Genomic DNA, 15220 nt, shown 5'->3' on the forward strand with positions numbered 1-15220 from the left:
GTTAGACTAGTTAATATAAAGCACGGAAATATCATGGGTTAATGCATATGTGTTTTATTATATGTTCATGTTTTTTTATTTCTGTATTTTTATATCCCAAAGATTTATTTTCAGCAAGCATTTATAAATACATACTTGCCAGTATATTAAGCTAATTATGCTTAATATATAATATTTTACTATGGGCTGTTCTATTTACTACTGCTATAAAATGCTTAGAAATAAGCAAGGTAAGGGAAATAGATGCCCTCGCTAATTTGCCAATGATTTTCCTAAACTGAAGAAGAATTGAGGTTAAGCTGGTAGTGATTCACCACTCTTAAATTGCTGGATATCCATTTGGTGAAGTTTAACTTTTCGCCATAATGTGGTGCGGCTGATGCCTAATAAGGTCGCCATCTCATTTAATTGACCTTGGCACACCAGCGCGGCACGAATAATCGCCTGCCTTTCTAATTCTTGCAGTGATAAGACTGGCTGAGGTTGTGGCATATCGGGTTCCAATACCAGTTTTTCCCCCAGTAAGTGCTCTGGCAAGTCATTGAGATTAATGCGGTTGTTGTGGCTGGCCATGGCTGCTCGCTCGACCACGCTTTTCAGCTCTTGATCATTACCCGGCCATGGGTATTGGCATAGCTGGCGGATAACACTGTCATCAGGCTGATACTGGCAGTGGAAATGCTGCCCAAGACTTGCCAGCGTATGCTGGACCAGCAGTGGGATATCCTGTTGGCGCTGGCGCAGAGGGGGAATATGTAACTCGAAAGCTTGCAGGGTATAAAATAGCTGGCGACGAAAACGCCCTTGTTTCACCAACAGTGGCAGATCGGCGCCAGTGGCGGTAATAATTCGGACATCCACCGGGATGACCCGATTGGAGTTTATCCGCATCACCATGCCGGTTTTGACGATTTGCAGCAGCGCGGACTGCATTTCGGGCGACAGGTATTCGACTTGCTCCAGATACAAAGTGCCGCCATTGGCCAGTTCAAACTTGCTGGGCTGGCCGGATTCACCTTCGCTGGCATCGCTGCCGAGAAACTCTCGCGCCATCAAGTTTTGTGGCAATGCCTGGCAATTCAGCACGATATAAGGGCCATCGGCTTGATTGCTGGCATTATGAATCGCCTGCCCCAGTTGCTGCTTACCCACCCCCTCTTCGCCGTGCAGTAAAATCGGATGATGGCCTTTGGCGGCCTGCTTGCCATAACGTACTAAGCGGCGCATTTCCAGCGACGCGACCGGCATATCATCAAACGTATAACTGGCTCGCCACAATTGGCTGGATACCATGCGCCGCAGCAATTCTTGTGGGTGCAACAAGGCGATAAAACCGCAGCGATCACCATCGGGAATGGGTTTGAGGGTCAACAGCGCGGGAATAAATTGCTGCCGATTTTCAAAGGTCACTTCCACATGGCTGAGGGGGTTACGATGCAAAATCGCTTGGGTCAGCAGAGCGGGGAGGGTCAATAGATCCGTGACCGGCTTGCCGAGACTGCTGGTTTCATCAAGCTGCAAAATTGCGGCAGCGCGGTGGTTGAGATACAGCAGGTAGCCGCGCTGATCCCACGCCATAACCCCATCTTCCACCCCATCTAGCAGGGCATTTAGTTCATTTAGATGGCGGTTGGTTTCTGCCAGTAAGGTATCGGCATGGAGATAGTTGCCAATTTCGCGGGCGATCGCCAAGGTGAGCGGCAAGTCACTGGCGGCGTTATCGGCCAGCAAGCTCCCCAAAACAATCACCGCGCGTTGGCGACCACTGTTGTCATACACTGGAGTGGCACAAAAACGCCACGGATGTAGTGCTTGCTTAAAATGTTGCTGCCCACTGACTTGTATCGGATGCCCTTCAGCGATTGCCAGCGCGGGGGCATTGGTACCGATTAATCCTTCCGTCCAATAACTGCCACAATCAATGCCCAACTCCCGCAACTGATTTAGGGTCTGCGGATGGCCGCATTGCCATAAGGTACAGCCGCTTTCATCGAGAATTAATAGTACGCAGTGGCGTGATTCCATGTACTCATAAGCATCTTCCAGTGCGGCCTGACCTAACACCAATAGATCATTTTTGCGCTGACAAATTGACTGAAACGTGGCCCCTGCCGCGCGGTGAGGTGCTCGCCATTGCTGGGCTTGCATCAGTTTTTGGCAGCGCTCCCAAGAGCCAATCAGCGCAGGTGTATCAACGGCAACCAAGGCGGTACTTAAGGCCACTACGTCGGTGATGACTTGCGGCAACTCTGGCTCATCACTCAATTGGCCCATCTTGGCCATCGGTAAATGGGCATGGATCTTTTGATATTCGCTATCATTGAGTTGGTTGGAGGTGACAATCAGATCATCCAATTGAGGCTGCACTAGGTTGGTGGCGGACTTCGGCACATCTACCTGTGTTGCAATCTCGTTGATGGTAATACGTTTCTTGTTTTTCACTGGGTGAATCTGTCGCCTTGAAAGATAACTCATTCTAACATGGGTGAAGACAACAACTAGTGCCGCACACACAGTTCGGCATTTCCGTTGAATATTACTATCGGTTCTTCTGTCGGGAAGTTGCATGAGGTCATGACCCCTCCGCCTTGATTGATAAAAATCTCGATGCTGCAACGATCGCAAAGCAGTTGTAACTGCCCCCTGCCTCGCCAGGAAGGATTTGATAAAGCGCAGGTTAATCCCGAAAATTGCCGCTTCGGTAATTCCTTGCATGTACGTAGCTTATATTTAGTTAGGCCCAGATTCATGTACTGATAGCTACCCTCATAGGCCAGTGCAAAGTTCTCAGCGATCTCCTGAATCAGACAGTTTAAAAGTGTAACTAGCTGATATTTATACCAACAAATACAGGCGGTAGGGGATTCACTGCGTGGCATCCCCAGAATCTAGAAAAGTAAGGGTATTGACGACATTAAAAAATATTTAATCGCGACACCGAAGACAATGATTCAATTTATGAAAAGATATGGATTATCATTAGCGTTCAACTTTACCCAAGGACATTTCATGCTCGGTTGTACTCTCAGCAGGTTTCTATCATCTGTCACCCTATTTTTAACGCTAACGGCATCATGCTCTGTTTTGGCCGCACCGATAGTGGTGACCGATATTGCAGGCCGGCAGGTGACACTAGCCCAGCCCGCTTCACGAGTGATATTGGCCGATGCCAGGGCATTGATGGCATTGAATATTCTCCATCCGCAGACTCCGCTAAAAGGGATTATTGCCTGGGATAACTCACTCAAGGTCAAGGCTGCTGATCTGGTGGATGCCTATGCCAAAAAATTCCCTGAAGTGAATAATATCCCTCTGTTCGATAATCCCTATGTCACTGATTTCAGTGTTGAGCGGGCAGTCTCACTGCAACCGGATTTAATCATTTTTGACACTGGGCTGTTGGCAAAGCTGAAAGCCAGTGGGGTATTAGCGCAGTTGGATAAATCAGGCATTCCAGTGCTGTTTATTGATTTCCGCCAACAACCATTGACCAATACAGTGCCGAGTATGCAACTGCTGGGTAAGGTATTCGGTGAAGAGAAGAATGCCGAAGATTTTGTTCAGTTTTATCAGCAGCGGCTGGATCTGATCCGTCAGCGGGTCGCCACACTCAAACCAGAGCAGCGCCCGACTGTTTTCATTGAACGCCATGCTGGCATGACTGGTGAGGATTGCTGCTCTACGTTCGGCAAAGGCAGTTTCGGGCAATTTATTGCCGAAGCGGGTGGCAATAATATCGGTAGCCGACTGTTCCCCGAAATGGGTGGCGAGATTAACGTCGAACAGTTGATTACCAGCAACCCTGATTTTTATCTGATGACTGGTGCAGACTGGAGCCGTGGCCACAAAGGTTCCGTCGCTGTGCCTTTGGGTTACAGTACAGATACTGCCGCCACGCAGGCAAGATTAGCGCACTTGATGACGCGAACCGGTGTCAGTGTGCTGAAATCGGTGCAGGACAAAAAAGTGATGGCGGTTTATCACCAGTTCTATGACAGCCCACTGAATGTGGTGGCGGTAGAAGCCATCGCCAAATTCCTCCACCCAGAATTGTTCGCAGATCTGGACCCGCAAGCTGATTTGGAAATGATTCATCAGAAGTTTACTGCTATTGGTTATAGTGGGGTGTTTTGGGCAACTCCCCTTCGTCCTTGACGCCGCAGCGTTGTTAGCGGCACTCACTCACCCAAATCACTTACTGATGTAAGCTCATCGGGATTCGTTCATTTGCTGCCTAGCTGCAACAAAATTTATTTACATGGGAAATCTAATCATTAAGATTAGCGTTTCCAAAAAATACAATTAGACACAGCTCCTTTCGCAATAGGCCAAAAATGTTAACGTTTTCCCGTCTGTCCCTGCTGGCCGCCTCAGTCGTGCTGGCACTGCCTGCTTTTGCCGCAGAAAAATCTTCTTCGTCAGTGACTGAATCGTCAGCTGAAACCAAAACTAATAAAAATGACCAGCTTTCGGTGGTGGGTAACTGGCTTGATAATACGGATAACAGCACTGTGGTCCTGAATCACCCCGGCGCTCGTACCATTGTTACCCAGCAACGTATTCACGAAAAGGGTGCTCAGACGGTAGGAGATTCGCTGCGGGGTATCCCCGGTGTACAGGTACGCGAAAGTAATGGTACCGGCGGCAGCGACATCTCGCTGAATGTGGGTGTACGCGGATTAACCTCTCGCTTATCTCCACGCTCAACCATTTTGATGGACGGCATCCCGCTGGCGGTTGCGCCTTATGGTCAGCCACAGCTCTCCATGGCTCCGCTCTCCATTGGTAATCTGCAATCGATTGATGTGATCCGTGGCGGCGGTGCCGTGCGATACGGGCCGCAAAACGTGGGCGGGATTATCAACTTTAATACCAAAGCGATCCCGCAAGATTTCAGCGGTGCAGTCAGCGCACAAACTCAAGGTGCCAGCCATGGCGGCTTAAAAACCCTGAGCAGCGCCTCCTTAGGCGGCACGGCAGATAATGGTTTTGGCGCAGCATTGCTCTATTCCGGCTTACATGGGCAGGGATACCGCGATAGCAATGACAACACCGATATCGATGATTTTATGCTGAAAACCCGCTATCAGCTGACGGAACACGATGAGTTGCAGGCTAACTTCCACTATTACGAAGCACACGCCGGGATGCCTGGAGGGTTAACCAGTGCGCAGTATGCAGCCAACCCTTTCCAATCAACCCGCCCCTTCGATCAGTTTGATGGCCGCCGCCGTGATATGTCATTCAAATATATTCATCAGGAAGATGATAAGCAGTTTGAATTACTGACCTATTTCACCAAAAGTTTCCGTGGCAGCAACATTGAATCTGAAGGGACGGGGGCGAGCCTCGGTCAAAAACGCATGGTGGCTTATCCTCGCAATTACACCACTTATGCTATCGAGCCAAGCTATTCACAGTTATTTAGAATGGGTAGCAGCGCCCATGAAGTCACTTTGGGTTACCGATACCTGAATGAAACCATGGACGAAAAGGCATACCGCTCTGCTTGGTATAATCCGGCCACGGTTTCTTCAACTCCCTCCACGCCGCAATATTATCAGCACACCTCGGGCGGCACTGAAGCCCATGCGGTCTATATCGATGACGCCATTAACATCTCTGACTGGACCATCACTCCCGGTATTCGCTATGAGAATATTCGCACCAATGTGGATGACTCATTTGCCAATACTCATCGTGAGAAGCACTACAGCGAGCCATTGCCATCACTGAACGTGATGTATCACGTGTCCGACGAGTGGAAGTTGTTTGCCAATGCCAACACCTCTTTTGGCAGCATGCAGTATTTCCAGTTGAGCAAGGGCGGGAGTGGCAATGCGCCAGCACCGGGTCTGACGGCGGAGAAAGCCCATAGTTATGAAGTCGGTACTCGCTTTGATGACACCATCATGACCGGCGAACTGACACTGTTCTACATCGATTTTGATAACCAGCTGCAATACATCAGCAATGATATCGGCTGGACCAATATGGGCGCGACCACTCATGAAGGGGTAGAGCTGGCATTTAGCTATGACTTGAGTGAACTCAATCGTGTACTGAATGGAGTAAGTGTTTACTCCAGTTATACCTACACCAAAGCCAGCACTAAAAGCGGTGACTTTGCCGGTAAGGACTTACCTTTCTACTCCCGCCAGGTCTATACCGTCGGGACGCGCTACGAAACCGGTAATTGGGTCTGGAATCTGGACAGCTATGCTCAATCCCAGCAACGCTCTCCGGGGGCTGGCCCACAATACATTACGCAGGAGAGTGCGGATGGTCAGTTCGGTGATATCCCAGGTTATATGGTATGGAATACACGGGCTGAATATAACTTCGGGCCTGCCTGGTCAAATCTGACTCTGGGGGCTGGGGTGAAAAACCTGTTTGATCAGCGCTATTTCACACGTTCCAATGATAACAACTCCGGCAAGTATGTTGGCGAGCCACGCACCCTCTTCGTGCAGGGGTCTGTCGCCTTCTGATGACCTCACAATAATCGGCTGTTAACTCAGCCGTCTGGCTAAGCCCGGTGTGTTAATCATCTGCTGGGCTTGTGCTTCCCCTGTCTGTTGTTCTCCCTTTCCTTGAAATATCGCGCTTTAATATAAATGATAATCATTATTGCACGGTATTCCAGAAGGTGAGTTCTATTCAAGTCTCGGCACTGAGGGGATAGGGGTGAATTACTTGGTTGATCAGGTGGTATTAGTATGGAATTAATAGATTCACTATCATTCAATAACTAATTATGTTGCCCTTGGAGGGTTGGAATGATTCGCTTAAATAGATGTTTTCTGCCGACGGATGAGCCAATAATTTATTTTTATATATGCGATGGCACGGCTTAATAACAAAATGAGAGTGAAAAGTAATGTCGCACTATTAAGCTCAACTATTAACTAAGAAAATAATAATCGAGTGCCATGCTTTGCTGTTTTATCAGGGTGAAGACTCCACATTTGGGAATTTCTTCCCGGCAAAAGCAACCTTATTACGACCATCTTTTTTAGCCCGATAGAGCGCCTCATCTGCTGCCTTGAGTGAAGAGGCCAAATCGTAGGCTTGCAGTGGGGAAATACCGGCGCTTAATGTGACAGTCGTGGAAACTTTGTGATTGAAAACATGTGGTATATCAAGCCCTAATACACGCTGGCGCACCCGCTCAGCCAATTGGCTGGCATACTCTTCACTCACATGTGTCAGCAACACCAAAAACTCTTCGCCACCATAGCGCACCACGATATCCCGCGAACGCACGGCATCACGAATTGCCGCAGCAACCCGCACCAGCGCTTGATCGCCCATCGTGTGACCATAGTTGTCGTTATAGGCTTTAAAGTGGTCGATATCGAGCAGCAGCACATAATGATTGCCAGGGGATTGCGCCAACAGTGTCTCGAGTTTGTTCTCCAGACCACGACGATTATACAAACTGGTTAAGGGATCTATCATGCTTAAATCACTGAATTTCTCTCTTTCATTATAAAGATGTGCAACCAGTTTTCGGGTAAAGTCATCGCTGCGACGCGACATCAAATGATGTAAAGAGAAGCCCATCAGCGGCAGCATAATAGTGAATATTATGCGGAAGATATTTTGAAAATCATCCAGGAAAATAACGGTTATCGCAGCTGGTGTAGTGTGCAGACAAAAGGCGATAAAATTGTCAGACAGCGCAATGGTGCTGATAAAGAAAATGGTAAACAGGCTAAGTAATAAGTAGTTATTTTCATTTGTGCCTGGATATTCGTATTTTAAGATGATTTGCCAGGCCCATAACACACCTATGATAATTGCAAATAAATTCAGTTTATCCGCATATTTCTTCGAAATAAAAACCAAATAAGCGGCAGCACCGAGGCTGATAACCGTGATCATAACAATCGGTAATGTCACCGCAGGTGTTTTTGGTGATGGTAATACCATACTAAAAATAGCTGACGACGCATTAAGAAATAAAAAAAGCAGTAAAGAGAGCCGATGCTTACTATTCAGAAGCTGATCGTAGGAATGGCTATTCATATTCAATTCACTCTGCATAATGTCGTGCTGTCAGTAGACAAATAAACAATATCCTCATGAAGCCCTATTATTTAGGCATCACGATAAATAGTTTTTATAAGTAATTATTTTTGTTTGAAGCGTTTAATGTCGTTTTAGGAATTTTCTTAATCAAAATTACCATTTTTGTTTCCGCCTGTCATCATGATGTTTCTTCACTAATGACACCTTCGTGTTGGCGCATGACAACTTCATGATGCAGATTGGCAAAGAGTGATATATGATATTGGTTATCATTATCACTTGGGTGGGGCCGTCATTATGATTGTAGCCAGATTAGCCGCTTACCGTTCGTGGAGGATTCGTGGGTTATTGAGCCGTAGCATGTCCAGTGGTTGGGGAATATTGCTCCCTTTTGTGTTGCTACCACTGCTGGAATGGGCCGATATCACCATCGGTCAGTTGCGGGTCGTGATCGTGCTCGCGATGCTGGCAACCATTAGCATGCTGTATCACACTCGGCTACGGCATTTTCTGTTGTTGCCATCTTGTTTGGCGCTATTGGGGGGGATGGTTGCAGTAGTGATGCACAGTGGCATCAGCGAGCTGTTTTTTTGAATATAAGAATAAAATTGAGGGGAAAACGAAATTACAATTGAGGGAGATATGAAACGGAAGAGGATTGAAATCATCGTGGTGCGAAGGGAGGGACTTGAACCCTCACGTCCGTAAGAACACTAACACCTGAAGCTAGCGCGTCTACCAATTCCGCCACCATCGCCCAAATGATTTCTTACTGCTTATCAGCTAATTTGCGTAGCCTGATATTTTTAGATTTATATCACCAGCGTGGTGCGAAGGGAGGGACTTGAACCCTCACGTCCGTAAGAACACTAACACCTGAAGCTAGCGCGTCTACCAATTCCGCCACCATCGCATGTGCTGTGCAATATAAATCTCTACTGCTGGCTGCCTGAGAAAATAATGTTTGGTGCGAAGGGAGGGACTTGAACCCTCACGTCCGTAAGAACACTAACACCTGAAGCTAGCGCGTCTACCAATTCCGCCACCATCGCGTACCGGAAACATTACTTTTTTGATGCTACCACGGGGGCGAATTCTAGAGATTTTCACGTTCAGGTCAATACTTATTTCCCCTAAGCGGGACGTTTGCTGTAAAAAGCATCATATGTTGTTCAATTGATTTGATTTCTGGCCTGTTTTTCGTTTATCCCCCCCGAACAATGCCTTTCACGGCACCTCACTCGGCGGTGGCGGGTAATGGGCAAATAGCGCGATCAGCCAGTCAATCAACACTCTGACTCTGGGGGCGAGAAAGCGTCCCGGAGGAAACATAATAAACAGTGGCATGGCCGGCGGAGGGCAGTGGGGTAAGACCTCAATCAGCTCCCCTTGCGCCAATTGGCGCTGGATACCCTGCGTTGGCGCTTGAATTAGCCCTAAGCCGGCAACCCCTGCGGCAATATAGGCATCCGCGCCGTTGACACTCAAGATGCTCGGCAACTCCCGCGTTTCAACCCTCCCCTGATAAGCAAATTCCAAGGGATAATCGCGGTGAGTCAGCTGTGAAAAATACCCCACCGCTTGATGCCCCGCCAAGTCGTCGAGTGACGTCGGCACGCCATATTTCGCCAGATAAGCGGGTGATGCGCAGGTTATTTGTGGCTGCTGACCAATATTGCGCACCGCTAACTGTTCGTCATGAGGCAACCAGGCGCGCAATACGCAATCCACCCCTTCGCGCATCAGATCGATAGTGCTGTCATTGGCACCAAGAATCAGAGTGATATGGGGATAGCGCTGATAGAAGTCACTCAGTGCCGGGATTACCACATTGCGGGCTAGCGAGTGGGGCATATCGATACGCACTTTCCCCTCGGGTTGCAGCCGCTGGTGACTAAAGAGTGAATCCGCCTCTTCAAACGCCGACAGCAATTGTAAGCAGCGCTGGTAGTAGAGCGTCCCTTCGGCGGTGATATTCACTTGGCGGGTGGTGCGCACCAATAAGCGCACGCCGAGCCGCTGCTCTAACCGTTTTAAGGTGTGACTGACCGTGGCGCGCGGCAATTGCAGTTTTTCTGCTGCACGACTGAAACTGCCCAACTCAACAATACGGACAAAAATCCGCATGGCTTGAATTTGATCCATGGTTACGTCCGCCTATTGTTGGTGTTTTTTGAACAGTGATGAGCAATCTGCATTATTTATCTTTCTCCGCGAAACAACCACACTTTCTTCCGATATCACTAATGGGGAGTATCACAATGCAACAACGTCAATTAGGTTTGAATGGTCCGCAAGTCTCGGCACTGGGCCTTGGCTGCATGGGAATGAGTGATTTTTACTCCACCAATCAGGACACCAACGAGTCCATTGCTACCCTCCACCGGGCGCTGGAACTGGGGGTGACGATGCTTGATACCGCAGATATGTATGGCCCCTTTACCAATGAAGAGTTAGTGGGGCGGGCAATTAAGGGCAAGCGAGATCAGGTCTTTTTAGCCACCAAATTCGGCATTGTGCGAGACCCGGCAGATCCGATGGTACGTGGCGTCAGCAGCCGCCCTGACTACATACGTCAATCGGTCGATGGCAGTTTGAAGCGGTTGGGTGTCGAGGTGATTGACCTCTATTATCAGCATCGTGGTGATCCCACAGTGCCGGTTGAAGAGGTGATTGGCACGCTGGCTGATTTGGTCACGGCGGGTAAAATCCGTTATATCGGTCTGAGCGAGGTTTCGGCGGCCACCTTGGAAAAAGCCCATCAGGTGCATCCGATTACTGCGGTACAGAGTGAATACTCACTGTGGACGCGAGATGCAGAGACATCAGTGTTGGCAACCTGCGAACGATTAGGGATTGGCTTTGTCGCCTATAGCCCGCTAGGGCGCGGTTTCTTGACGGGGGCTATTCGCAGCCCAGAGGATTTGGCTGCCGATGATTTTCGTCGCCATAACCCGCGTTTTCAGGGCGATAACTTTGCACTTAATCTGGCACTGGCCGATACCGTGACAAGAATGGCGCAAGATAAAGGAGTTAAACCGTCGCAACTGGCATTGGCGTGGGTATTGGCGCAGGGGAAACACATTGTGCCGATCCCAGGCACTAAACGTCGCAGCTATTTGGAAGAGAATCTGGCGGCATTAGCGGTGGTGCTCAGCCCGCAAGAGTTGGCGGCGCTGGATGCGGTGTTCCCATTCCATGCCGCAGCAGGTGAACGCTACGGCGCGGAAGGGATGGTCTATCTTAATGCCTGATCTTAACGTTTTTTCTTAGCGTCTCGTGGCGCGCGGCCGACGGTTGCCTGATACACCTTAAAACGACCATTCTGCGCCAGCACTTCATGGCTGCCAAATGCGGCATCCAGCAGGGCAGGATAAGGCAAGAAAGAGTTCGCCACGATACGCAATTTACCGCCTACATGCAGATGTGCGGTCGCACCACGGATCAGCATTTCCGCCGCCGTCAGACTGGTTTGAATGCCATCATGGAAAGGTGGGTTCGAAATAATCATCTCGAAGCGGCCTTTGATGTCGGAATAGACATTGCTGGCAATCACTTGTGCTTCAATATTATTCGCCGCCAGTGTCGCTCGGCTGGCTTCGATAGCTGCCGCAGAGACATCACTCAGGGTCCATTTGATTTTTGGCGATTGTTGCGCCAAAACCGAGGCCAGTACGCCCGCACCACAACCGACATCCAGCACGCTGCCTTTAAACGGCTCGCTGAAGGTGGACAGCAACAGATGGCTGCCTGAATCCAGCGAATCGCGGCTGAACACACCCGGCAGGGTTTTCACTGTCACATCGCCCACCTGATAGCTTTCCCACCAGGCATCGGCATCAAATTCTGGCTGCTTATCTAAGCGGCCATGGTACAAGCCACAACGGCGAGCACTGTCTATCTTGGTCAATTGCGCGAAATCAGACAGCATCTCTTCTGCGCTGCGCACGCCGCTGCGGTTTTCACCCACCACAAAGATATCGGTGCCAACAGGCAATAAAGAGAGCAGGTTCGCCAGTTGGAATTGAGCTTCCTGTTTGCTTTTTGGCCAGTAATAGACCAGCGTATCGCAGGTCGCAACGATCTCAGGTGTCGCCAAAAGCCCGAATTGCACATTCTCTTCCAGCGTCGTGCTCAGTAATTGCCAGTGGTGATATTGATTGGAGTGAACCCGTACCCCAGCGGCATCAAACTGCGCTGGCAGCGCATCTTGCAAGTCACCGGCAAACAACACGTGGCGGGCTATAAATTCATCACTATGGCGCAGTATCACTTCACTGGCTGGGGTTAATGCTGACATCAGTCTTTGGCTCCTCAATAATATGATCGGGGATTATAGAGGTTTGTTGGCGCATGTTCGATGGGTTTGCTAGCATAGCGTCGAAATACGGGTCGCTCTGACAGGAAATGGCATGGCATCGAGACGAGACTTGCTGTTACAACAGCTTGGCATTACGCAGTGGACATTGCGCCGCCCGGCCGTCTTGCAGGGTGAAATTGCAGTGCGCTTACCCGAAGATACCCGCCTGTTGATCGTGGCACAACAGCTCCCTGAACATGATGACCCGCTGTTGTGCGATGTGTTGCGCAGCTTGGGGCTGACTTCCCGTCAGGCTTATGCGCTGACGCCGGATCAGGTAGCCATGTTACCCGCGGATACGCAGTGCAACAGTTGGCGACTGGGCATCAGTGAACCGCTAGCGGTTGCGGGTGCACAGTTACACAGCCCGGCATTGGCCGGACTTTATCAAGACGCGAGCGCGAAGCGCGCACTTTGGCAGCAGATTTGTCACCATGAAGCAGATTTCTATCCTGACGCCAGCCGATCTGGCCACAGCGTACCAAATTGAGCAAGCCAGCCACGCTTTCCCGTGGACGGAAAAAACCTTAGTCAGCAATCAGGGTGAGCGCTACCTCAATTTTAAATTGAGTGTCGACCAAAAAATGGTGGGTTTTGCCATTACCCAAATCGTATTGGATGAAGCGACGCTGTTTAATATCGCCATTGATCCACAGTATCAGCGCCAGGGCTATGGCCGTTTACTGCTCGAACACCTGATTACGCAGTTAGAAACGCGGGAGATTGTCACACTTTGGCTGGAAGTTCGGGCCTCAAACGCAGGGGCTATTGCCCTATATGAGAGTCTGGGCTTTAACGAGGTTTCGGTGCGTCGCAACTATTACCCAAGTGCCAATGGGCGTGAAGATGCCATCATGATGGCGTTACCGATGGGGTAGCGCTGTTTTACCGATGATCTCTCTCGAATAAATTGTCTATCTCGCATAAATCAGGGAAAATACCGCGCTATAACCACTTATACCCCAAGTGATGAGTGTTGCCGCTGAATAAGCAGCAACGTCAAGTAAGAAGGGTATAGCGCCATAATTCAATGCCTTGCTTTGCCTGACTGGTACATCAATAGGATGTGCAGCCCAGAGCAGGGCGGCCTAAAAGTAGAAATTTCAAACTATGTCTCCAAGTGAATATGCACTGGAAGTGGCGAAAAGACGTACTTTCGCCATCATTTCCCACCCCGATGCCGGTAAAACCACCATTACCGAAAAAGTGTTGCTGTTCGGACACGCAATCCAGACCGCCGGTACTGTAAAAGGTCGTGGCTCAAGCCACCATGCCAAATCTGACTGGATGGAAATGGAAAAGCAGCGCGGTATCTCCATCACCACTTCTGTGATGCAGTTCCCGTACGGCGGTTGCCTGGTTAACTTGCTCGACACCCCAGGGCATGAAGATTTCTCCGAAGATACTTATCGTACTCTGACCGCTGTCGACTGCTGTTTGATGGTAATTGATGCGGCCAAAGGGGTAGAAGACCGGACGCGCAAACTGATGGAAGTCACCCGTCTGCGCGATACGCCGATCCTGACCTTTATGAACAAATTGGACCGCGAGATCCGTGATCCGATGGAAGTGCTGGATGAAGTGGAACGTGAGCTGAAAATTGCTTGCTCACCAATCACTTGGCCGATTAGCTGCGGTAAGTCGTTTAAAGGGGTTTACCACCTTTATAAAGATGAAACTTACCTGTATCAGACCGGTAAAGGCCACACCATTCAGGAAGTGCGCATTATTAAAGGGTTAAATAACCCGGATCTGGATGTGGCGGTGGGCGAAGACATTGCCAAGCAGTTCCGCCAGGAGCTAGAGCTGGTTCAAGGCGCTTCCCATGAGTTTGATCATGAAGCCTTCCTGTCGGGTGACTTAACGCCGGTCTTCTTTGGTACTGCACTGGGTAACTTTGGTGTCGACCATATGCTGGATGGTTTGGTCGAATGGGCGCCCGCTCCGATGCCGCGTAAAACCGACACCCGAGTTGTGGTTGCTGCGGAAGAGAAGTTCACCGGTTTTGTGTTCAAGATTCAGGCCAACATGGACCCGAAACACCGTGACCGCGTTGCTTTTATGCGCGTGGTGTCCGGCCGTTATGAAAAAGGTATGAAGCTGCGTCAGGTGCGCACCAAAAAAGATGTGGTGATTTCCGATGCGTTGACCTTTATGGCGGGTGACCGCTCGCACATTGAAGAAGCCTTTGCGGGCGATATTATCGGCCTGCATAACCATGGCACGATTCAAATCGGCGATACCTTCACCCAAGGTGAAGATATGAAGTTCACCGGTATTCCTAACTTTGCCCCTGAACTGTTCCGCCGTATTCGTCTGCGTGACCCATTGAAGCAAAAACAGCTGCTGAAAGGTTTGGTTCAGTTGTCAGAAGAGGGTGCGGTGCAGGTGTTCCGCCCACTGACCAACAACGATTTAATTGTTGGCGCGGTCGGTATTCTGCAATTTGAAGTGGTCTCTTCACGACTGAAAAGCGAATACAACGTGGAAGCGGTATATGAATCCGTTAACGTCTCAACTGCCCGTTGGGTTGAATGTGATGATGTGAAGAAATTCGAAGAGTTCAAACGTAAGAATGAAGTTAACCTGGCATTAGATGGCGGTGATAATTTGAGCTATATCGCCCCAACCATGGTCAATCTCAATATTACGCAAGAGCGTTACCCAGAAGTTCGTTTCCGTAAAACGCGCGAGCATTAATCCCGCCGCAAGCCGCATTCTATCGGGGTACAGCGTACCCCGATTCATTAATTTCTCTCATAATTCTCCCCCTAAGATAACTCTGACTTAGTCATAAAAATCTGCCTTTAGGCCGATTCCGACTGT

The 15220-nt window shown here is 49.4% G+C and carries 11 protein-coding genes, 3 tRNA genes and 1 pseudogene; 7 read left to right on the top strand and 8 right to left on the bottom strand.

What is annotated here, in order from left to right; all coding sequences use genetic code 11:
- Positions 1–294: 294 nt before the first annotated feature.
- Both dhaR and ACZ76_RS19695 read right to left on the bottom strand, forming a co-directional pair.
- On the bottom strand, positions 295–2148 hold the full coding sequence (dhaR, locus tag ACZ76_RS11940; RefSeq protein ID WP_235428220.1) for a dihydroxyacetone kinase operon transcriptional regulator DhaR: 1854 nt from the start codon (positions 2146–2148) through the stop codon (positions 295–297).
- A gap of 350 nt (positions 2149–2498) precedes the next feature.
- Positions 2499–2654: pseudogene (locus ACZ76_RS19695) on the bottom strand (GH32 C-terminal domain-containing protein); the annotation flags it as partial.
- A gap of 355 nt (positions 2655–3009) precedes the next feature.
- Between ACZ76_RS19695 and ACZ76_RS11945 the strand changes: the two are divergent.
- Together ACZ76_RS11945 and ACZ76_RS11950 are read left to right on the top strand one after the other, a co-directional pair.
- Entirely contained in the window at positions 3010–4155 is a 1146-nt protein-coding gene (locus ACZ76_RS11945) for an ABC transporter substrate-binding protein (protein ID WP_048619125.1), read from the top strand.
- A 179-nt stretch (positions 4156–4334) separates the two neighbouring features.
- Positions 4335–6491, top strand: coding sequence for a TonB-dependent receptor family protein (locus tag ACZ76_RS11950; protein WP_048619126.1), 2157 nt, complete (start codon positions 4335–4337; stop codon positions 6489–6491).
- A gap of 457 nt (positions 6492–6948) precedes the next feature.
- Here ACZ76_RS11950 and ACZ76_RS11955 read toward each other — a convergent pair whose 3' ends face one another.
- Positions 6949–8049, bottom strand: coding sequence for a GGDEF domain-containing protein (locus tag ACZ76_RS11955; RefSeq protein ID WP_048619127.1), 1101 nt, complete (start codon positions 8047–8049; stop codon positions 6949–6951).
- 282 nt (positions 8050–8331) lie between these two features.
- Between ACZ76_RS11955 and ACZ76_RS11960 the strand changes: the two genes are divergently transcribed.
- Positions 8332–8628: a DUF1435 family protein gene (locus ACZ76_RS11960; protein ID WP_048620278.1), complete on the top strand. Its 297-nt coding sequence runs from the start codon at positions 8332–8334 to the stop codon at positions 8626–8628.
- A 76-nt stretch (positions 8629–8704) separates the two neighbouring features.
- On the opposite strand, the gene ACZ76_RS11965 is transcribed toward ACZ76_RS11960, so the two are convergent.
- The 4 genes from ACZ76_RS11965 to ACZ76_RS11980 form a co-directional block, all read right to left on the bottom strand.
- Positions 8705–8791 (bottom strand) — tRNA-Leu (locus ACZ76_RS11965).
- A 69-nt stretch (positions 8792–8860) separates the two neighbouring features.
- Positions 8861–8947: transfer RNA gene (locus ACZ76_RS11970), tRNA-Leu, on the bottom strand.
- Between the two features lie 52 nt (positions 8948–8999).
- A tRNA-Leu gene (locus ACZ76_RS11975) sits at positions 9000–9086 on the bottom strand.
- A gap of 175 nt (positions 9087–9261) precedes the next feature.
- Positions 9262–10179 (bottom strand): LysR family transcriptional regulator, encoded by a 918-nt coding sequence (locus tag ACZ76_RS11980; protein ID WP_048619128.1) that lies wholly within the window; start codon positions 10177–10179, stop codon positions 9262–9264.
- Positions 10180–10295: 116 nt separating this feature from the next.
- On the opposite strand from ACZ76_RS11980, the gene ACZ76_RS11985 reads away from it, so the two are divergent.
- Positions 10296–11288, top strand: coding sequence for an aldo/keto reductase (locus ACZ76_RS11985; RefSeq protein WP_048619129.1), 993 nt, complete (start codon positions 10296–10298; stop codon positions 11286–11288).
- 2 nt (positions 11289–11290) lie between these two features.
- Here the strand turns inward: ACZ76_RS11985 and rsmC are convergent, their stop codons facing one another.
- Positions 11291–12334 carry a 16S rRNA (guanine(1207)-N(2))-methyltransferase RsmC gene (gene rsmC / locus ACZ76_RS11990; protein ID WP_048619130.1) on the bottom strand — a complete coding sequence of 348 codons (1044 nt, stop codon included), beginning with the start codon at positions 12332–12334 and terminating at the stop codon, positions 11291–11293.
- Between the two features lie 112 nt (positions 12335–12446).
- Between rsmC and ACZ76_RS11995 the strand changes: the two genes are divergently transcribed.
- From ACZ76_RS11995 to prfC, 3 genes are all read left to right on the top strand, one after another.
- Positions 12447–12884, top strand: coding sequence for a DNA polymerase III subunit psi (locus tag ACZ76_RS11995; RefSeq protein WP_048619131.1), 438 nt, complete (start codon positions 12447–12449; stop codon positions 12882–12884).
- Positions 12829–13272, top strand: coding sequence for a ribosomal protein S18-alanine N-acetyltransferase (rimI, locus tag ACZ76_RS12000; protein WP_048619132.1), 444 nt, complete (start codon positions 12829–12831; stop codon positions 13270–13272). Before ACZ76_RS11995 ends, rimI begins: the two co-directional genes overlap by 56 nt.
- A gap of 232 nt (positions 13273–13504) precedes the next feature.
- On the top strand, positions 13505–15094 hold the full coding sequence (prfC, locus tag ACZ76_RS12005) for a peptide chain release factor 3 (RefSeq protein ID WP_048619133.1): 1590 nt from the start codon (positions 13505–13507) through the stop codon (positions 15092–15094).
- The last annotated feature ends 126 nt before the right edge of the window (positions 15095–15220 follow it).

This window comes from Yersinia aleksiciae, from assembly GCF_001047675.1.
Taxonomy (GTDB): Bacteria; Pseudomonadota; Gammaproteobacteria; order Enterobacterales; family Enterobacteriaceae; genus Yersinia; species Yersinia aleksiciae.